Source organism: Paenibacillus taiwanensis DSM 18679, from assembly GCF_000425125.1.
Classification (GTDB): domain Bacteria; phylum Bacillota; class Bacilli; order Paenibacillales; family Paenibacillaceae; genus Paenibacillus_B; species Paenibacillus_B taiwanensis.
The window spans coordinates 1-20,919 of sequence record NZ_AULE01000024.1 but is presented as its reverse complement, the minus strand read 5'-3'; the positions used below and the strand labels follow the sequence as shown (position 1 = coordinate 20,919).

Below are 20,919 nucleotides of genomic sequence, written 5' to 3'. Positions count from 1 at the left end.
TTCCCTTTGACTTGCGATTAGTCGTCTTTGTATGATGTAAGGGCAGTTCTTAGCAGGTATGACAAGCAAACTTGATTGTACACTCGCCTAGTGCTACCGTTAATCATATATCACACACGTTATGTATATGCGTCGAAGGAGGCAAGCAATGGAGTCCTTTATGCTAACGCGGAAACAAATGTCCGCACTGCTTCAATTTTTGTACCGCTCTCACTCAGGAGAATCAGCCGAGTCCGCTATTAGTGGCAAAAGCCCACTCCTTATCCTCCAAGAAGTGTGGCGTCGATACCAGCAATTCAAAGGCACTGATACCGCAAGTATGACGATGATGCCGTCCAAGCTGCCTATCATATTAGAGAAATTGATTCGAAGCAATCTTCATACCGAGGGACTTTCGCTAAATGAGATCGTGTCACTGGGCAATCAGGTTGAATATACGAGCTTCTCCATTACTTCCATACAAAATTGGGTGAAACGGGACATCAAAGAATTGATCTGTTCTCCACGCGTTGGTAAAAAGTATGACTTGCAGCAAGCAGCTATCATCCTTATTGTAGAGGATTTGCGAGCAACGCTCAGCTTCGATGCGATACGGCAGCTTTTATCCGTATTGTTCGAGCAGCAGGATCAGGATGGGGAATACCCCATTCGTCCGTTAACTTTTTACCAGATCTACTCTTCTTTGTATGAGGAGCTTGATCAAAATAATGATCAGGTACTGGACGTTCACGGTCATGACCCGCTACGGCTTCATCATGACGATGTACTTGAACTTATTATCGTCAAAAAAACAGATGAATATATGACAAAGTGTGCCCAAATTCAGGACAAACATCGCATCCTGATTCGAAATGCGCTGGTGATCGCTATTACTTCCGTGCAGACGACGTACTTCCAGCATCTAGCCAAGCGATACTTGCATACGATGATGCTAGCTCAGCCTGATCATTTCACCTCTACTTGACGACAATCCCAACTGTTCAGGGAGCCCGTCAAGCATTAAACCATCCATTCGGCTCAGCGGGAATAATAGCCGAGTTGAACAAACAGGCAGCCGCCATGTAAGATGCGGCTGCCTGTTTCGGTTCAACGCTAACACAAAGGATGAACGTGCGTTAATTTATCAGGATTTATGACGATGTATATTCCTCTGATACGATCGCTTGCGGCAGCAAACGAGACAACACCTAGTGGCTGCTTGTTCATATACAGCACCATTCCTAATTCACCATTTACATTGGCTGTTGTAGAGATCAAATCTGTCGGCATTTTAGTAAGAAGACCAGCCAGAAAGCGGGAAATCCGATCTGCGCCTAATATCGGTTGGAGCGCAGCTCTAACTTTGCCGCCGCCATCGCTCATGAGAACAGCATCTGATGCGAGCAGGCTTACACTGGTCGTGACATTACCCGCAGTTAGGGCGTGGATAAATTGCTCGACAGTATTCGATGTGCTGCTGACAGGAGCGATCAATGGAGACTCATTTTCGATATTAGTAGAAAATGGTTGTTGCTCCTGATCAAGCTGCGCGGGCATCATCTGAACAGCACGCTTTGCCCGATGGAAAATCTGTCTGCAATTAGTTGGTGTTTTGTTAACGACTTCAGCAATTTGATCGTAATCAAACATCAGCACTTCGCGCAGCACAAATACTGCACGTTCCACACCTGATAATTGCTGAAGCAGCAGCAAATAAGCAGTTGACAAAGATTCTTTATGTGTCATTTGATTCGAGGGCTCATTCATATCTATCGTGTCAAGAAGCGGCTCCGGAATCCATTGTCCGACATAACTTTCTCGTTTTCTGCTTGCAGACCGCAAACGATCCAGACAACGATTGGTGACCATCTTACACAAATAACTTTTTACATCCTTAATTTGCGCCGGACGTTTCTCATTCCAAGAAAGAAATGTATCTTGTACCATATCCTCCGCATCTGTTACTGAGCCAAGCATCCGATAGGCAATTGAAAACAATAGCGTCTTATATGTACCGTAAATCCACTCTGGAGATGTTGTATCTGCTCCCATCGCACGAGGTCCTCCTGCTCCACATTTTGCCTGCAAAAGAAACAACTGCTTATTAAAATATCGTGCAGCCGTCCTCTATCACTTCAATTATAATTCGTTAAGAAGACGGTTAGACATCCGACTTTGTGACAAACTGTAGATAGATAATGTAAACAACTATACAAATAGCCCGGCATAACCCGGGCTTCATACTCATTATTTCTTTCTCCATAACGCGGGTACATTGGCAGGTTCCCAACCTTGCAAGGAAGTATGCCCTTGTACGCAAACATATACCGCGTTGTTGTAAGTCACCTCATCGTTGGTTTTATACGCTGTACCTGCCTTCCAGGCTGCCGTACCACTCGCAGCATCAGTTGTCACTTGGATCGCTGCTGCGGGAGAAACATTTCCGGCTTGATCTTTTGCTGTTATGGAGAACGAATACAACGTATTAGGAGTCAGTCCTATGGTCATAGCCGATGGTGTTGTTACACTCATTGTATTTGCTCCATAACTCACCAAATATTCAACAACTGCAACGTTATCCGTGGACGGTGTCCAGCTTAACGTTATGCTTGTTGCCGATTTTGCTGTAACTTGCACGTTGCCAGGCATCGTAGGTGGGATGACGTCATCACCGTTGTCCACAAGGGTTGTCACCTGAATAGCCTGACTTGCAGAAGATACATTGCCCGCCAAATCTCTTGCTCTAACGTGGAAGGAGTAGGTCGTAGCTGCGGTTAATCCCATCGCTTGATACGTCGTTCCGGTAACCGTTGCTGTCTTAACGCCCCCCTGATACACATCATAAGCGATAACACCTACGTTATCCGTTGATGCACTCCACACCAACTTAACACTATTTGAGGTTACTCCATTTGCCTGAAGATTAGCCGGCATCGATGGTGGTTGTGTATCTGGACCTGTCTGATAGCTGTCGAGATAAATGCGGTGTTTGGTGGAAAACTCAAAATTATTAAATTTATCCCAATTAATTGACCACGTCATTAATCCCCGGACGCCCGCATATCCAGTTGGATTAGCCAGCTTATAACGCCCATTAAAAGATTGGCCCTTCATCAAATAATTCATCGCCTTTTGTACTTCCGCTACACTCGTATAGCCGCCGCCTGCGTTAACGTTTGCCGGAAGACCGATGACCACCTGATCCTGCCGCAGTGCCGGAAAAACCAAATTTGGGTTGTTGGCAACTGTAAAGCCACTTAATACCATATCAGCCATTGCTACGTGGAAGTCCGCATCCCCCATATTGTAGTAGGTGCCGTCTAATGCCGTAATCGGCCCAGAATTATAATGCTGGACTTGCAGCCAATCTAATACATCACGCAATCCATAAATAACGGGTAAGTATGCGCCTGCTCGGCTATCGATCCCATTTCCATTGCCACCATAGAAACTGTGACCTACTTGAACAAAAAACGTCTCAGGTGCCATCGTCACCATAAAGGAATCCCCAAAGTGACTGTGCAAGCTTCGTACAGCTGCAATCAAATTCGTAATGACTGGTGTAGTCGGGCTTCGAAAATCTTTATCCCCTACATTCAAATATAAAGAATGACCTTCGAAGTCGATATCAAGACCATCAAAACCATACGTAGTTATAATATTTGTCATTGAAGTTACAAAATTATTTTTGGCTTGTTCTGAAACAAGCTGTACTTGACCATTTGCACCACCAATGGAGATCAACACCTTTTTGCCTTGTGCTTGCAAATATTTCACGTCAGCTTTGAAATCCGACACTGTGTAGTTGTATGGCGTGAAGCCTATCGTCCCTCCCGATGGACCACTCACTGGCTCAGCAAAGGAAACGTTTATTACATCAAAATTAGGCGAGACATCACGCAGACGGATAAATCCGGAGCCGTTATCAAAGTTGTGCCAGTAGCCGACAAGCACTTTTTTGTCGGCTGGCAGCGCAGCTGTAACTGGCTCTGCTAGTGCGGATTTGCTTGAAAGGGACAGAAAAGCGGGCGAAATGCCCGCTCCTCCAACTATTGCTGCTCCTGTTGCTTCTAACTGTTCCGTAGGCTCAATGAGCGCTGGCGTCGAACTGCATGGACCGATTAGCTTCCACACACCCCAGTCTCCGCCTTGATCTGGACGATCACCTTTCGTCCACCATTTTGCTTCATACACTTTACCGCTGTAAGTTACGCGATTGCCACCTGTGTATACAGCTGCTGCATCCCACGCAGGCGCACATACACCGCCACTGTTTGCATCCGTAGTGACTTGTATCGTTGCTGCCGGCGACACGTTGCCCGCCGCATCCTTCGCTGCAATTGCAAATGTATATGCAGTATTTGCGCTTAATCCTGTTAGGGCGGCGCTAGCTCCTGTGACGTTTACTGTATTGGTGCCATAGGCGACTGTATAACCGATTACACCTACATTGTCTGTCGAGGCCGTCCAGCTCAAGTTGACGCTAGTCGCCGTCTTGGATACAACTGTTACGTTGCTTGGTGCCGTTGGTGGGGTCACATCAGGCACACTTCCACTGTCAGTAGTGACTTGTATCGTTGCTGCCGGCGACACGTTGCCTGCCACATCCTTCGCTGCAATTGCAAATGTATATGCAGTATTTGCGCTTAATCCTGTTATGGCGGCGCTAGCTCCTGTGACGTTTACTGTATTGGTGCCATAGGTGACTGTATAACCGGTTACACCTACATTGTCTGTCGAGGCCGTCCAGCTCAAGTTAACGCTAGTTGCCGTCTTGGATACAACTGTTACGTTGCTTGGTGCCGTTGGCGGGGTCACGTCTGGTGGCGTTCCACCTCCACCCAAGTCGTTAACTAATTTATTTTGCAGCGTCTTATTCCGATCGCCACTTAAATCCCAAATCATCGCTCCACCAAGGCCTTTCGACTTCAGGAAGCTAACTTTGTATCCAAATGACTCCACATCATCATATGAAATATAAGTTTTATTTGATTTATTGTACAAGTATGGAACTTTCGAAGCATCGTTCCAATAACGTACATATCCATTTTTGTTAATATAGTTCGCCTCAAGATCGTAGAAATCAAACGATCCCTTCTCCCATGTGCCTACCTGCGCAGCGCCCGTACATTGTTGATATTGGCCGTTCGCTGCATCCGTACATCCGCCCATCCCGCGACCGTATAGGGGCATGCCAAGCACAATCTTACTTGCAGGAACACCTGCATTCAAATGTCCTTGAACCCCTTCTACTACGTTAAAAGTTTGCGCATTAGGCAAACCGGCTGCTGTGGCCTGCGGATCATAATAAAGCGGCGCGTTATGTCCACTCATCTTTTGCCATCCGCCATTAAAGTCATAAGTCATAATGTTAATCCAATCTACAGCATTGGCAATCTGCCCAAGTTCTGTATTACTTGCATAGGTTGGGCTAGCACCAGAAGCGATCGTAAGCAAATACTGCTTGCCATCAGCTGTTCCTGCGGCGTTCAGTTTTTCCCGAATTGTCTGCAGCAGCAACGTATAATTTTGTTTATCCTCAGGACGAGCGCTGTTGCCAATCAAGCCTCCCCCAACAGGATATTCCCAATCGAGATCTACCCCGTCAAAATTGTATGTCCGTATGAAGTTAACAGCCGAGTTAGCAAACACCTCTCGTGTCGCAGCGGTTGCCGCTACATCAGAGAACCTGTTTGACCATGACCAGCCGCCTACAGAAATAATCGTCTTCAAGTTCGGATTGGCTTGCTTGAGTAAATTTAATTGTTTAATGTTACCGCGGACAGGCTCATCCCATTTATCTCCAGGAAAGCTCTTCTGCACATCTATCCACGGATCACCGAGCACAATTGTCCCGTTTGGTACGTTAATATTGCCGTTAGCATCTTGGCAAGCCCACGTTTGCGTATTTGGACTTGTAGGATCTGGATTGCCGTGACGCCCATTCCAGCAAATGTCTGCAAAAGCGTAGTTGATATGTGTTACTTTAGTCGTATCAATAGAACTCACTTGATAATTCCGACCATACGCTCCCCAAGAAGGATAATAACCGATAACCTTGTAAGACGAAGCAGCAGACACCGTCTGTGCAGGGACAAAAGAAGCAACCAATACAGATAACATCATGGCAAAAGCGAGTAACGTAACGGCAGATTTACGAATCAAGGCCGTTGGAGCATACATCATTAAATTCCTCCTTTGTAGTTGTAATACACGTTGTCGTTCCTTTTGGAACAACAACAAAATAAAGTAGTGTAAGTCCACATCACCTCCTAGGTTGATTGGGCGGCAAAAGAGTTCGCCGCTTATATGCAGCAGCCTGTTCACTCCGACAAACCTGTTAACGCAGTTCGTCAAGCAAACGGGCTGATTAGCATCAGACTTGAAAATATATAAAAAGGGAGTCGTCGGGACAAGCCGTTGTAAGCGATTACATAAATGTTTGTGCTAGAGTCATGCATACTTGGTAAAAGGGAGACACCACCTAGATGTATGAGCTGGGGGGCGTGCGATGAGTAGACGCTAGGCGGCCGTTTATACTTTTATTTTCAATGAATATCCGCTACAGTGAAAGGGATAACATTTTATAAACAGGGGTAACTTTATCCAGTTCCCGATTTTTGACACCACGTCAAAAAACCTTTCTTCTATGCACCGAAACGATGCTTTACAGAAAGGTTATTCGATGAGAATCTATCCCTGACATCATTAATATGTAATGATAAATTTATTGCTTGAGGCTAAATTTTCCAGATGTCGTTTTTACGTAAAATGAAGCGTCATCAGCTGACGCATTGTTCAAAATACCTTCAACGTGTCGCTTATCTTGACTTGTAATTGTAAATGGAGCGTCTATTTGCATCTTATCCCATTTGGTATCCGCCTTCACTCTCGCCTTAGCGTCTTTAGGCACCGTAATCGTCACATTGCCTGAAGTCGTCTCCGCTGTCAACGGTTTACCGACCTTTTCTAAATCGACACTTATATTTCCTGAAGAGGCTTGGATAGATGCATCCGCGGCCAACTTATCCACTTCAATATTACCGGAACTTGACTCTGCTTTGAACTTCTCCCCTTCAAACTGCTCAATCTTGATGTTTCCTGAGGATGCACGCGTATTTAAGTGATCGACTTCCAGTCGCTGCAAGTCAATATTACCCGAAGAGGTCTGAACAGATAATTGTGCGTAGTGACGACTTGGTAGCTCAATATCCAGCATAAGATCGTTAGCGGTAACTAATAAGCCGTTTGAATGCTGCATCTGAATATTTAGACTCGTCCCTTCAGCATCTACATGAAGCAGCTGTTCTAATTCCTTCTCATCTCCACTTATGTTCCCAGTAAGATGAACCTTTGCTTCCTCCACGTTCGTGGCCGCAACCTTTATATTGGCACTAAACGCCTGGATGGACACCGTGTTAACGTTTGTAACCTTGGCATTCATTTGCACATCAACAGCGGTGCTGTTTAACAACGGAATACCATTACAGGAGGACAAACTAAGCACGATAACAGCTAGCAAAATGAAATGACCTATTTTCTTAAAAACACGGGTCAATTTCATCCCCCTCTCCCATTTGATTTTCCTTATTTCAAGGATCAAGCATAAGACGACCGCATGATGTTTATCCCCTTCATCCTCATCTGACAATAGAAGATGGGATAATTTCTTATCCTATGGTAAAGACCATCCGCCTAAACCGAGATACTCCCGCTCACATACACTGCAATTAAAGGAGTGACCTGTATGCCGCCGAATTACCGCATTATTGTGGATTTATCCGATCGAAGGTTATATTTGCTGGACAATAACATTGTGATCCGTGGTTTTCCAGTAGGCATTGGCAGGATGGTGACGTCAACCCCTGTAGGCGATTATGTCATTATTAACAAGCAGCCAAATCCAGGCGGACCTTTTGGTGCATTTTGGATGGGATTATCGAAGCCTCATTACGGCATCCACGGTACCAATGATCCTTCTTCCATCGGACAACTGGTGTCTCACGGGTGTATCCGCATGTACAATTCTGACGTATTGCAGTTGGCGAGCATCGTCCCCGTCGGGACCCGCGTTACGATTCGCCCCTGACAGCCAGATGGGGTCACCTACAAAGTAGAGACGCATAGCAGGCAACCCCTTCTTCGTACTAGCATGCGGCAGCTTACTTATGCTTGCGCCAGTCCATACTGCTGTTATTGAGCAAATATTCGAAGTTGTTGTCTAGCTGCTTTTGCTCTGCTTTGCGGACTTCTTCCAGTCGCTTCCGCTCGTCATCCTTCTGCTTCGCCGCTGTTGCCTTAAGTTCTTCAGACTGCGCCTTTAACTTGTCTAACACTTCGGGACGGAGCAAGTCTTTAAGTGTGGCCGGCTTCTCTTCCGAAACAGACTTTGCATATGGGGCAGGACGCTTATTATTAGCTTTTGCCATTTTGAAGATCACCTCAATTCATCTCTATTTATTATATCAGCATATAGACTGCAATCGGAAGGTGCAGATTTTTAGCTTCTTGCAGGGTCAAGCGATAACCAACAGCTTGGGCGGAGGGTTGCACGCCAGCAAAAAAAACCTTGGCAGCTCACGCTGACCAAGGTTATCTTATTTATAAAAGCAACTAGTTATTTCGAATTTATACCTATAACATACGTAGTAAGGCGATAATCAGTACACCTGTCACCATCGCCCACAACGGACTCTTCGCAAGCCACGAAGTAACCGCAGCTACCAGCACAGCAATGTAAAATGCCCATTCTATTTTGCCGTCAACTGTAGGATGGTAAAAGATAGAAGGCGCAACTAGCGCGGCAAACACGCCGATGGGTACGTAACGGAAACCTCTTTCGATGTCAGGTGACATCTTGATATAGCGACTAAGCGCAAAGCTTGGGTATCGGGTCAAATAGGTAGCAGCAGCGGCTACACAAATGACTACTAATAAGGTTGAGGATATCATTTCGATTTCACCCCTACTACAAACGCAGCAACAGCTCCGGCAAATACAGCGCCAGATGTGCCAACCCATTGGTATGCCACTACTGATGCAATAACCGCTAATGCCGCAGCCAGGTAGTGGCTGCGCTGCTTCAACAGCGCAATCAAGAGGCCAAGGAAAGCAGCCGTAAAGGCAAAGTCAAGACCATATCGCGTCGGGTCTTGAATCAAGCCACCTAGCTGATACCCTGCAACTGAGCTTAATATCCATGACAGAAACACAATAATGCCTGCCCCAGCAAAGTAACTTACGCTAAGCTTACTCTCCTGTGCTTGTATCGTGCCTACACTATAGCTCTCATCTGTAATAATATGTGACATCCATAACAGATGTCCCCGCCGGCAATCATCTAAATCCCGACCTAACGACAAGCCATAAATAACATATCGGGCATTTATTAGAAACGTACTGATGGCAATCGCCCATAACGTAGCATCCTGCTGAAGCAAAGACAAGATGGTAAATTGTCCTGCTCCGGAAAACACAAACATTGACATTGCAACCGTTTCCCATAACGTGAAATGATTAGCATTGTTTGCAAGCGCTCCAAATGCCAGCCCATACGTAAATACGCTGAGTGCAAGCGGAAACACATCAAAAGACGCCTTCACAAACCCTTTTCGCGAGGGGACATCTTTTGTTATTCTAGATGATACATAGCCCGCCATCCGTAACTTCTCCCTTGATATGCTATAATAACTGCCAAGATATAATATAGCATACTTAAAGGAACGGTCAACCCATTTTATTGACTAAATATAATCATTTTTTGAGGTGTCTGTTTATTATTAATCATATCGTCATTTAATGGAGGTAATTATGGAAAAAGACCTTATTTCAGATCGAATTGGCAAGCGGCTCCGCCACTATCGTCAACAGCTAAACATGACACTCGATGATCTAGCTGAGCTCACTGGAGTAAGTAAGCCAATGCTAGGACAAATCGAGCGCGGCACCTCCAACCCGACGGTAGCCACACTTTGGAAGATTGCATCTGGACTACAGGTTCCATTGACGGCGTTTATTCTTGAAAATCCTTCATTAAAAGTTGTGCGTGCAGACGATCAGCCCCAGTTTCGAGAGGACAACAAGCGCTTTGAAGCTCATAATACTTATGCGGCGCCTGGTATTTCAATGGAGACCTTCCGTGCGCGCCTATTACCTGGGTGCGCTTACGTTTCTGAACCGCATGGGCTTGGTGTCATTGAGTCCATAACGGTGTTTTCAGGTACGCTCACACTGGAGATCGGGCCGGAGACCAGTACGTTAGAGAAGGGAGATGCGATTTCCTTCTCGGCTGATGCGGGGCACGTGTATCAAAACAACACAAACGAGGTGTGCGAAATATCCGTTGCGATTTTGTATTCAAACGTCACCACTACAAAGACGTCCATCTAATTCACTGACCAATGTTTCAGCTTAACTGCTTGCAGCCCGATTCATACAACAAGCCTTTGGACGATCACTACTGATCCTCCAAAGGCTTGTTTGTTATTTCTAATTACGTGACACCTTCCTCTTAACACCTAATACACATTTACACATTACTTATTACCTAGTACATGTTACTTGATATCTCAGCCTAATCTTAGGCCTGCACATCTGGATGCTAGCCCGCAATTAAATAACTTCTGAATGTGAAAGTGCCTCCAATGGATAGTGGCAAGCAACTTGGTGTTCTGATGCCAACGTAACAAGTTCTGGTGATAGGACGCGACACTTGTCCTGCGCATAAATACAGCGCGGATGGAAGCGGCAACCTGCCGGCGGATTGGCAGGAGAGGGAACATCTCCTTGCAGTACAATCCGCTCCTGCTTCCGATGCGGAGAAGGACGCGGGATCGCGGATAACAGTGCCGCGGTATAAGGATGCCGCGGATTAGCAAACAGTTCCTCCGTGCGCCCAACTTCTACGAGCCTGCCTAAATACATCACGCCAATGCGGTCTGATATATGACGGACCACATTTAGTCCATGCGCAATAAAGAGGAACGTTAATCCGAGTTCCTTTTGGAGCTTCATTAATAAATTTAATACTTGCGACTGGACGGACACATCTAATGCTGACACCGCTTCATCTGCTACAATAAAGCGTGGATTCAACGCGATGGCCCGGGCGATACCGATACGCTGCCGCTGTCCGCCTGAGAACTCATGCGGATAACGATTACGTCTTGTTGCATCCAGACCAACAAGCTCCATCAGTTCCACGACTCGTTTATCAATTTCCGCAGCCGATACTTGTTGATGAACACGTAAGGGCTCTCCAATAATATCTCGAATATGAAACCGTGGATTAAGTGACCCGAACGGATCTTGGAAAATAATTTGCATATCCTGTCGCAAATGACGTAATTGCTTTGCATTCATTTGCTGAACACTACGCCCGTCGAACAAAACTTCCCCGCTCGTCGGCTTTTGCAGCTGCAAAATGGCTCGCCCGAGCGTTGACTTCCCACAGCCGGATTCGCCAACAAGTCCAAAGGTTTCCCCTTGATGAATACCAAAGGTAACATCGTCTACCGCCTTTACATGACCGACTACCCGATTAAACAGTCCTGTCTTGATGGGAAAATATTTTTTAAGATTACGGACATCGATAAGTGGCTGCTGTGTCATAAGTGGTTCACCTCCGACGCGGAACCAGCTGTGTTCCTTGCTCCCTCAGAGCTATACAGCCAACAGGCAACATGATGATCGGTTCGATATTCATTTAATCCCGGCTCTTGGTGACGACATCTGTCTTCCGCCTTTACACAGCGAGGGTTAAAGCGGCAGCCTGCTGGTAGATTATTAATGCTAGGTATCGTTCCTGGGATCGTATACAACTCCTCACCTCGTGTGCCCTCTAATCCTGGGATGGAATTAAGCAATCCAATCGTATAAGGATGTGACGGGTGATCAAAAATATCCAATACGGTTCCCTCTTCCACAATCTTCCCTGCGTACATGACCGCAATCCGGTCTGCCATCTCTGCTGCTACCCCCATATCGTGGGTAATAAGCACTATCGCCATTCCTAGCTCATCCTGTAAACGTCGCAGCAGTTCAAGAATTTGCGCTTGCACCGTTACATCAAGTGCTGTCGTAGGCTCATCGGCAATAAGCAGCGCAGGCTTGCACACCAACGCCATCGCAATTACGACCCGCTGCCGCATTCCGCCTGACATTTCATGCGGATACTGCTTAGCCCGCAGCTCCGGGTCCGGTATTCCGACCATTTGCAGCATATCAATCGCTTGCCGCCAAGCCTCTGGGCGACTAATTCGCTGATGCAATTGAAGACTTTCCGCGATCTGATCACCAATCGTAAAGACAGGATTAAGCGCAGACATCGGATCTTGAAATATCATCGCAATATGCTCACCGCGAATATTAATCATATCCTTCTGTGATTTGGCAGCCAAATCATCTCCATTAAAACGAATGCTGCCTTCAAAGATCGTGCCGCCGGCATAATCGACCAGCCGCATAATAGATAACGAGGCAACACTCTTGCCGCTGCCGGATTCGCCTACGATGCAGAGGGTTTTGCCCTTTTCCACGCTTAATGATATGCGGTCTGTGGCTTTGGCAATCCCTTTCTCTGTGACAAATCCCGTCGTTAAATTTTGGATTTCAAGAAGCTTTCCCGCCATTGCTGTAACCTCCTGCGTGGAATTTTCACTTTCTTACGCGGGTCGAATGCGTCGCGAATCCCATCCCCGATAAAGTTAACAGCCAGAACGACTAGAAAAATACAAAGCCCTGGATAAAGCGCTTGCATTGGATCTACTAACATAAATTGCTGCGCATTACTTAACATAAGTCCCCAACTCGTATCCGGTAGCTGGACACCTAAACCTAAATAAGACAAGCCCGACTCCGCTAATATTGCTCCCCCTACCATTAACGTAGCGTTAACAATAATAGGAGCTGTTGAATTTCGGAGCAAATGCCTTCCAATAATAGACCAACTGGATACGCCGATTGCTCTCGCTGCCTCGACATATTGCATTTCCCGCAGCTGCAGGAACGTACCACGGACGAGTCGTGCAGAGCCCATCCAACTTGTAAATCCCATAATGAGGATCATATAACTGAACTTAGAGCCAAAAATAGAAAGTACCAAAATATTTAGAAACAAAGTTGGAATGGAATTCATCACATCTACGATACGCATAAAAAATGTGTCAACGAAGCCCCCAAAATAGCCTGAAACCGATCCAATTATCGTGCCAATCACGACAGAAATTAGCGCCACAGAAAATCCAACTAATAGAGATACTTGACTGCTGTAGATCAAACGTGTCAAAATGTCTCGTCCTAGTTCATCCGTTCCAAACAGATGGTTAGGACTGCCTGCTGGCAAATTCGCGTTTAATAAATCGATGGCAGCCGGATCATAAGGGGCGATAACACGGGCAAATACCGCAACGATTACAAAAAATAGCACAACAACTAACCCTGACACCGCAAACGGATTGCTCATAAATTTCTTAAATGCCATATGCCACAAGCCAATTGGTTTCTCAGAGGGAGGAAGTGGAAGGATTGGTTGAAGATCTGTGTCGTGTCCTGGCTCAGGCTGAATTTCTTTGAGGTTGGCCACGCTCATGACGACACGCCCCCTTTACGACCTATCTGTACACGAGGGTCTACGATAGCGTACAAAATATCTGCAATTAAATTACCGACAACAACGATAACGGCTGTTATGACCGTAATGGCCATTAATACCGAGTATTCCCGTGCTACTGCCATCTCAATAAAAAGCCGTCCCATGCCTGGCCAGTTAAATACACTTTCTGTAATGGCAGCACCCGCTACTAGAATAGGTAAATCCAGCCCTAAAATCGTAATAATCGGTATCATCGCATTTCGCAACGCATGACGGAACACGACTCTTCTTTCCTTCATACCTTTCGCTCGCGCCGTACGAATGTAGTCCTGATCTAGTACCTCCAACATGCTTGTGCGGGAGTATTTTACATAAGAGGCCAAAAATCCCAATGTCAGTACGGAAACAGGAAGAACCAAATGCATAAAGAGGTCGCCCATGTCTCCTTCTTTTCCCATCGTGTACATATCTGACAAAGGAAGCAAATCCCACTTGATAGATATCAGTTCTTGGAGCATAATACCAAACCAAAATACAGGCATAGCGAACCCGATATAGGAAATCATCGACGCTGTCTGATCTGAGATTCCATATTCGGACGTACTGTTATAAATCCCCCAAGGAATTGCAATTAACATCGCGAACAGCCAGGCCACTCCCATTAAAATGACTGTATTTTGTACAGTGGGCCAGAGAATTTCCGAGACGGGGAGATTGTTCTTAAACGTCTGTCCAAGATCTCCTTGCAGCATGCCGCCCAGCCATCGTACATATTGAATATATACCGGCTGATCCAGTCCCAGGTTATGTGCTTGAATTCTGCCCGCTTCTTGGGATAAACCTGGTGATAAAAAGATCTGTGTTGGTCCCCCTGGGGCCGCATGGATGAGACCAAAGGTCACAATCGAGATCAGAAACAAAACTAGCAGCGACTGTAATACACGGCGGATCAGGAATTCCGTCATGAAATAATCCTCCTAAACCATATAGGGGAGGGAGTTTACTCCCCTCCCCTCGTCCGGTGTTGTCTAATGGTTGTTGACCTTATTCAACCCACCAGTTGATAATGCGGAACATATAACCGTATGCAAGTGAAGGTTCTGGTTTATCTTCTTCTGCATATTTGACTTTAGGACCTAAGCCTTGCGGTGTTCCGTATTGATACAGAAATACATAAGGAAGATTAGTAGAAATTTCTTTGCCAATTTCCTGATACACTTTCTTACGCTCATTCTGATCGACGACAGAGTACCCCTTCACCCACAATTGATCCAGTTTATCGTTTTTATACCAGCCTGCATTTTGTCCTGGAGGGAAATATTTTGAAGAGAAAATACTTTCCGAGTTCGGATCAGGATCTGTCAAAGACCAAGCGGCTAAAATAGCCTGATATTTCCCTGGATTAATGTTCTGTTCCTGCCATGCTGCGAAGTCGATTCCTCTTGGCTTGACCTCGATACCTACATCTTTTAGGTTTTGTTGAATAACAGCTGCCACTTGCTCACGACGATTGTTGCCTGTATTGTATTGCAACTCAAAGGAGAAGCGATTGCCATCCTTCGTTAAAATTCCATCGGCACCGGCTTTCCAGCCGTCTTCTTCCAGCAGCTTCTTAGCTTGTGCTGCATCATAGCTGTAATTGACGGCAGCTTCTCCAGGATCTGCCCACGAGCCTGGCAGGAATGGGGAATTCATCAGCTTTCCGGTTCCTTTTAAAATGTTGTCAACCATACCTTGACGGTTAAGCGCGTAGGCGATTGCCTGCCTTGTCTTCTCGCCTGTAAACAGGCTTACGTTACCTGGGAAATTCTCGCCCTTAAAGTTAAAGCCAAGGTATTCGTACAATGGGCCTGGGGCAAGCACGACATTCAGATTTTCTTTGCTCTGAACGGCGGCAAGCTGTGTAACCGGAATAGCCGAGACGCTATCAATGTCACCTTTGATCAATGCCTGGACTTCCGTATTTTGATCTGCGTATATTTTGTACACGACCTTAGCAATATGAGGTTTCTTAGCTCCCCAATAGCTTGGATCGGCATCAAAGCTTAAGTACTGTTTCTGTTTCCATTCGGTCCATTTCCACGGGCCGTTGGTTACTGTCTTCGTTGGGTCTGCACCAAATGGATGCTTTTTGAGTTCTTTTGCGGGAACATCTTTCAAGATGTGGTTAGGGATAAGACTGAGTCTAAGGGAGTAGAGGAATGGGGCATATACTTGCTTCAGCTTGATTTGAACCGTATTGGCATCCACTTTGGTCACAGTGTCTACCTTATCGAAGGAGCTAATACCTGGTGAGCCAACATCCGGGTTGCGGGTAGTATTAATGGAAAAGATAAGGTCATCAGCCGTAACCGGTTGACCGTCACTCCATTTGGCTTCCGGCTTTAATTTAATCGTATAAGTCTTGGAGTCCTCACTGATCTGCGGCAGTTCTGCCGCTAGCGACCAAGGCTCTGCTACAACATTGGCTTTACGGTCAACATCGTACAGATTAGCAAAAATCAAGTTAATGGCGTCGCCTGAAGAAGTGTCGCTGGCAAATAGCGGATTCGCTGTCACAATGTCTGAGAAGGTGCCAAGCGTAATGACCCCTCCATCTTTCGGTGTCTGCGCCGTATTTTCCTTTACTGGTTCGGTCTTGGTGTCGGATGGCTTAGGTTGTTCCTTAGGTGGGTTCGTAGTTGAATTTGAACTACTGCACGCGGATAACAAGCTCCCAATAAGTACCACAATCAGCATTAAGGACGTCCACTTCTTTTTTACCACATTATTTCCCCTCTCAAATTTGTACTTTGTGTGAAGGTTATATTTTCCTCAACATTGTACCACCTCCTCTATTGTACGGGTAGTAAAATGATGGAAAATATTTATAAATGATTCATATTATTTTGAAGATTTTTACGAGTTCTCTTTTTACAGCTCCATAAAGCTGAAACTCCTTGCACTGGCGCAGCATTCGACACATTTCAGCATGCACCCTGTAGATACGTTCTTAGCGTCCAAGTAAGCTAAATCGTAAGATATGGATACATATTCGCCTTAGAGAAAGCGCATTCATAAAATTTGCTGAAATCTCCTAAAACGTGCTTATTCCGCCTTCCGTGAAGAGAAAAAATGCGTACTATCCACCTCCTGCAAACAATTTACAGCGTCATCGCTTTGCTTGATTTGAGCGTAACACTGGTAAAATATTAACGAGAAAATGAGCATGGATAGTATGATTATGAAGGACGCTACGAACTCCTTTTTATGTTATGCGTATGTTGGTTTTATCTCAGCAAGGGTGGTCAAATCAGTTCCTTCGTTATACGAACGCAAAAAAACTAGCTTAATCCGCTAGTTTTTCGCCCGCTCTAATTTAATATTGTCCGCATATGCTGTCCCAGTTGCACCGCTATCTGCAACTACTCGTACGAGCACATGCACGGTTTTACTATTTGTCACAAATGCTACTGTGCCATGATTCCACTTATGCTGTTCTCCCGAATAATAGCCTGCATGATCCAGAACTACATTATTGCTTTCATCCAGCTCTAACATATCAACGTAAAAGCTGCCTTTCGTTAAACTGTTAAAAAGGCTTGCACTTAGGACATACTTTTGAGAAGAAAGTACTGGGATAAACACAGAATCTGACGAGGTACCGATGACTTCATGTTCTGACTCAAACTTGATTGACTTCCCGCCATCGCTCGACTTTAATGAATCATATCTCATATGAGGAGACAATCGCCATAAATCTGGCCGCTCAAAGCTGTGATTAGGAATAAGATTACGACTTGTAGATACAGAGCGCAGTCGTCCTAATTCATCATATACATACTCTTTTTTCTGATTAGCCGATATTATATACGCCAATTGGTTATTGGAATCATAATAATACGTGCTTAATTTGTCCTTGTTTACATTTACTTTCTCTTTTACCCTAACCTGCTTGGTCACCGTATCCCCAAACCAACTCACTCCATCTTGAACCATACGCCAATCTGTCGTATATACACCAGGCTTATCTGGTGCCTTCATGGGAAATGTAAAGGTATATGTAGACCCGTACTTGATCTTGTGTCCTGCAGGAATAAAATGTCTACCTAACGCAAAAGGATCTCCATCGTCCACAGCACCCAAGCGCACGCTTGAAGACTCTGACCACTCGTGAGTACCCGTATTTTCCACAGTAATGCTTGCCGTATATTCTTCTCCTGCATACAAGACATCAGGTAATTTATGTGTCGTTATCTTGGCGTTTAAAACCTCTCTTTCCTGTACCTTTACCTGCTTGGTTACCGTATCCCCAAACCAACTTACTCCATCTTGAACCATACGCCAATCCGTCGTATACACACCCGGCTTATCTGGTGCCTTCATGGGAAATGTAAAGGTATATGTATCACCGTACTTGATCTTGTGCCCTGCAGGAATAACATGCCTTCCTAGCGCAAAAGGATCTCCATCGTCTACAGCACCTAAGCGAACGCTCATTGATTCCGACCATTCTTGAGAGCCCGCATTTTTAACGGTGATATTAGCGGTATATTCTTCACCTGCATATAGAAAGTCAGGCAACTGACTAGTCAAAATCTTGGCATCTAGCGCTTGTGATGGTCCAATATAAATATCATCTAAATAGGCTCGGAAGGAGCCTACTTCATCATTTGTGAGGTCATCATATCCTACTAACACCTTTTTTATCTTCTTGCCGCTGAACGTATCCAGCTTTATTTGCACAAAATGCCACTCGCTTAACGGCATATTTCGAAATGCAGGATGAACACCACGTCCATTCTGGTCTGTTACACCGGAATCACGTAAGGTCGTATTATCGTCAAATATGAGATCTATCGCGATTTTTTTACTTTGCTGCCCACCATGATGATAAATCCAATAACTAAGAACCATTCCCTGATCTATTCTAAGATCCAGCTCATCATATAACTTAAAATATATAAAACTATCTTTGATCGAGCTATTATCTGTACCTGCTATCCTGTAAAAATACTGTCCATTCTTCGCATAGACTCCCATATCCGGACTTGGTACTGTAGACCCTTCAGGTGGTAAACCTGACAAGTATCCTCCAACCTCACTTTGTTGCTCAACTACCATCCCTAAGCTGTCATTGACATCTTTCTCAAATGTATTATGCAAAGTATTAGCAGATACCGTCGCATGAGCGGTGTAGTCTGTAATCAAGAGCATAAAACTCAATATGAATACCATTGCTACTCTTTTTTTCCTCATAGATCCCCCTACTTTTTTCATAGTGCTTCATCTTAATATATAGTATGTTATTATGTTGTAACAGGTAATATTATCTAATTACGAATTGATTTCAGGAGGAGCAAACTGTGAAAAAATTTTGGCTCAGATTACGAAAAAGGTGCTTACTACTATTTTCCCTAGCACTATTATTAATGACTAATTCTATTACTTACGCTAGTCCAATCTATCAATACAAGTATGATGCCAATGGTAATCTTATTAAGGTTGTCAAAGCAGATGAGGATTTGTCCGGTTATTCATCACAGCCACAAACGTATAAAACTTTTAATCATGATTTAAAGCTTCCTATTTCGGTTCCCAAAGTCAGCCAACAAGAGGGAGCAATGACAACCGTTCAATTTTGGATGAAATGGAATGGTGTTGATGATGTCATGCCATTTACTTGGAACTCAGGATATAATATTTGGTTAAATAGTGGAGTTCTAGGATTTAATACTTCCAATGGAGACTTATATGGTGTCCCGGTTAGTAATATTGAAAACAAGTGGGTACTAGTTACAGCGGTATTTAGCAATGGAGATGTTAAAAAAAGCAAAGTTTTCATAAACGGTAATGAGCAAAAGCTGCAATCTTATGGGACACATGCTAAGATATCCGTTTCGCAAGAAGCACTTATTGGCGGATGGGAACGGAATGATACGTATCGTTACGGAGGAGATCTTTCGGAGTTACAAATTTGGAATACAGAGCTCTCAAAAGGTGAAATATTAACTTATATGCAAAAGCCTGACACCCCCATTCAGAAAGGGCACCTCTTAGGTCAATGGGTTCTATTTGATGCCCCTAGCGCATCGCTTGCCTTTAAAATGAACAGTAGATACATGCTGGACAATCTTCCTGTTAATAAAGAACGAGCTGGTAAAACTACCGTACAATTTTGGATGAAATGGGAAGGGATAACCGAGCAAATGCCGTTTAGTTGGGATTCTCCTTATACTTTGTATTTAATAGACGGCTTATTTGGCTTTAATACTGGCAAGGGCGATATTTATGCAACAATTAGTGACCCTCTAAAGAACAAATGGGTACACGTAACAGCCATCTTTGCTAATGACAATGTGTACGATAGTGAGTTGTACATTAACGGAAAAAAGCAAAGCCTTACAAAGTATGGGGAGGCGGCAGCTCCAAAAGTAACCGACAGTGCCGTAGTATCTGGCTGGATTCACGACAAGAATTACCGATTTAAAGGTAATTTGTATCAAATAAAAATCTGGAGCCGTGCCTTGACAGAATCGGAAATGAACAACGAGATGTTCACAGCAAATACGACCGCTGAATACGTAGATTTTGAAATGAACGAGGAGGGATTATCATAAAGTAATCAGCGAGAGAAAAACATTAGACATTAAGGCCAATCATGAATGAAGCGTTCATGATTGGCCTTTTGTTTATGGGCGGTTTCTAACAGTTACTTCACTTCTTTACGCACGATATTACCATTGGCATCATAAGTATAAGTAATCTCAGACCTATAAGGAAACGAAGCTGAATTAAGTCTATTATTCGAATCGTACTGATATTCATTTTTTTGGATAATAACATCGTCGACTGACAATGCTCCCCCATTATGTATCCGTCCACCAATCATATGGTATAAAAATAACCTGGAGGGTCAACATGTCGTAATAGGTTATTTGATTATTTGATACATACGTATCCAAGTCAATAAGCCATTCATTTTAATAGAAGATGTATCAATAAACTAATAATTAGAATTGTAAAAACCACACAAAGTAACAACCTCATGCGGGAGAGCGTAAAATATCTTGTGTAAATAGATAAATAGCAAAAAGGAAGACCTTTTCTTGTAGAATTAAGTCACCACAACACAATTCACAGAAAAGAGGTCTTCCCTATGAATCATTTTACATCAGATTTAGTCCAAGCTCTAGTCGCCAAGCAAGATGTGACTGAAGTTTTTCGTTCTCATCTAGAAGCAGCCATGAATCGTTTATTAGAAACCGAATTGACTGCATTTCTTGACTATGAGAAGTATGACCGCATTGGAGTGAACTCAGGAAACTCGCGTAACGGTGGATATACGCGTACACTTCACACGGAGTATG

Annotated in this window: 17 protein-coding genes; 5 read left to right on the top strand and 12 right to left on the bottom strand. The window is 44.5% G+C overall.

Annotation, left to right across the window (positions count from 1 at the left end):
- Positions 1–148 precede the first annotated feature (148 nt).
- A complete protein-coding gene (locus H509_RS0104595) occupies positions 149–964 on the top strand; it encodes a DUF1836 domain-containing protein (protein ID WP_028544040.1) in 816 nt (271 codons plus the stop codon).
- A 128-nt stretch (positions 965–1,092) separates the two neighbouring features.
- Here the strand turns inward: H509_RS0104595 and H509_RS0104590 are convergent, their stop codons facing one another.
- The 3 genes from H509_RS0104590 to H509_RS0104580 all read right to left on the bottom strand — a co-directional run bounded on the left by H509_RS0104590 (position 1,093) and on the right by H509_RS0104580 (position 7,543).
- A complete protein-coding gene (locus H509_RS0104590; protein WP_028544039.1) occupies positions 1,093–2,031 on the bottom strand; it encodes an RNA polymerase sigma-70 factor in 939 nt (312 codons plus the stop codon).
- 195 nt (positions 2,032–2,226) lie between these two features.
- Positions 2,227–6,162: a glycosyl hydrolase family 18 protein gene (locus H509_RS0104585; RefSeq protein ID WP_028544038.1), complete on the bottom strand. Its 3,936-nt coding sequence runs from the start codon at positions 6,160–6,162 to the stop codon at positions 2,227–2,229.
- Positions 6,163–6,706: 544 nt separating this feature from the next.
- Positions 6,707–7,543, bottom strand: a complete 837-nt coding sequence (locus H509_RS0104580) for a DUF4097 family beta strand repeat-containing protein (RefSeq protein WP_028544037.1) — start codon at positions 7,541–7,543, stop codon at positions 6,707–6,709.
- 183 nt (positions 7,544–7,726) lie between these two features.
- Here H509_RS0104580 and H509_RS0104575 point away from each other — a divergent pair, with 183 nt between their 5' ends.
- Positions 7,727–8,068: a L,D-transpeptidase gene (locus H509_RS0104575; RefSeq protein ID WP_036696268.1), complete on the top strand. Its 342-nt coding sequence runs from the start codon at positions 7,727–7,729 to the stop codon at positions 8,066–8,068.
- Between the two features lie 73 nt (positions 8,069–8,141).
- Here the strand turns inward: H509_RS0104575 and H509_RS0104570 are convergent, their stop codons facing one another.
- From H509_RS0104570 to H509_RS0104560, 3 genes are all read right to left on the bottom strand, one after another.
- A complete protein-coding gene (locus H509_RS0104570) occupies positions 8,142–8,408 on the bottom strand; it encodes a YqkE family protein (protein WP_028544035.1) in 267 nt (88 codons plus the stop codon).
- 205 nt (positions 8,409–8,613) lie between these two features.
- Positions 8,614–8,931, bottom strand: coding sequence for an AzlD domain-containing protein (locus H509_RS0104565; protein WP_028544034.1), 318 nt, complete (start codon positions 8,929–8,931; stop codon positions 8,614–8,616).
- On the bottom strand, positions 8,928–9,638 hold the full coding sequence (locus H509_RS0104560; protein ID WP_028544033.1) for an AzlC family ABC transporter permease: 711 nt from the start codon (positions 9,636–9,638) through the stop codon (positions 8,928–8,930). The genes H509_RS0104565 and H509_RS0104560 overlap by 4 nt, the downstream gene beginning before the upstream one ends.
- A 151-nt stretch (positions 9,639–9,789) precedes the next feature.
- Between H509_RS0104560 and H509_RS0104555 the strand changes: the two genes are divergently transcribed.
- Entirely contained in the window at positions 9,790–10,368 is a 579-nt protein-coding gene (locus H509_RS0104555; RefSeq protein ID WP_028544032.1) for a helix-turn-helix domain-containing protein, read from the top strand.
- Positions 10,369–10,590: 222 nt separating this feature from the next.
- On the opposite strand, the gene H509_RS24270 is transcribed toward H509_RS0104555, so the two are convergent.
- From H509_RS24270 to H509_RS0104525, 6 genes are all read right to left on the bottom strand, one after another.
- Complete coding sequence (locus tag H509_RS24270) at positions 10,591–11,589, bottom strand: ABC transporter ATP-binding protein (protein ID WP_036696264.1); 999 nt, start codon at positions 11,587–11,589, stop codon at positions 10,591–10,593.
- Positions 11,586–12,608: an ABC transporter ATP-binding protein gene (locus H509_RS0104545; protein WP_028544031.1), complete on the bottom strand. Its 1,023-nt coding sequence runs from the start codon at positions 12,606–12,608 to the stop codon at positions 11,586–11,588. Before H509_RS0104545 ends, H509_RS24270 begins: the two co-directional genes overlap by 4 nt.
- Complete coding sequence (locus H509_RS0104540; RefSeq protein WP_028544030.1) at positions 12,575–13,567, bottom strand: ABC transporter permease; 993 nt, start codon at positions 13,565–13,567, stop codon at positions 12,575–12,577. Before H509_RS0104540 ends, H509_RS0104545 begins: the two co-directional genes overlap by 34 nt.
- Positions 13,564–14,535 (bottom strand): ABC transporter permease, encoded by a 972-nt coding sequence (locus H509_RS0104535; RefSeq protein ID WP_028544029.1) that lies wholly within the window; start codon positions 14,533–14,535, stop codon positions 13,564–13,566. The genes H509_RS0104540 and H509_RS0104535 overlap by 4 nt, the downstream gene beginning before the upstream one ends.
- Positions 14,536–14,614: 79 nt before the next feature.
- Complete coding sequence (locus tag H509_RS0104530) at positions 14,615–16,309, bottom strand: ABC transporter substrate-binding protein (RefSeq protein ID WP_028544028.1); 1,695 nt, start codon at positions 16,307–16,309, stop codon at positions 14,615–14,617.
- Positions 16,310–16,906: 597 nt separating this feature from the next.
- Entirely contained in the window at positions 16,907–18,808 is a 1,902-nt protein-coding gene (locus H509_RS0104525; RefSeq protein ID WP_028544027.1) for an NBR1-Ig-like domain-containing protein, read from the bottom strand.
- A gap of 107 nt (positions 18,809–18,915) precedes the next feature.
- Between H509_RS0104525 and H509_RS0104520 the strand changes: the two genes are divergently transcribed.
- A complete protein-coding gene (locus H509_RS0104520; RefSeq protein WP_028544026.1) occupies positions 18,916–20,169 on the top strand; it encodes a LamG-like jellyroll fold domain-containing protein in 1,254 nt (417 codons plus the stop codon).
- A gap of 539 nt (positions 20,170–20,708) precedes the next feature.
- The coding region (locus tag H509_RS0104515; RefSeq protein WP_028544025.1) for a transposase at positions 20,709–20,919 on the top strand (211 nt) is incomplete at its 3' end.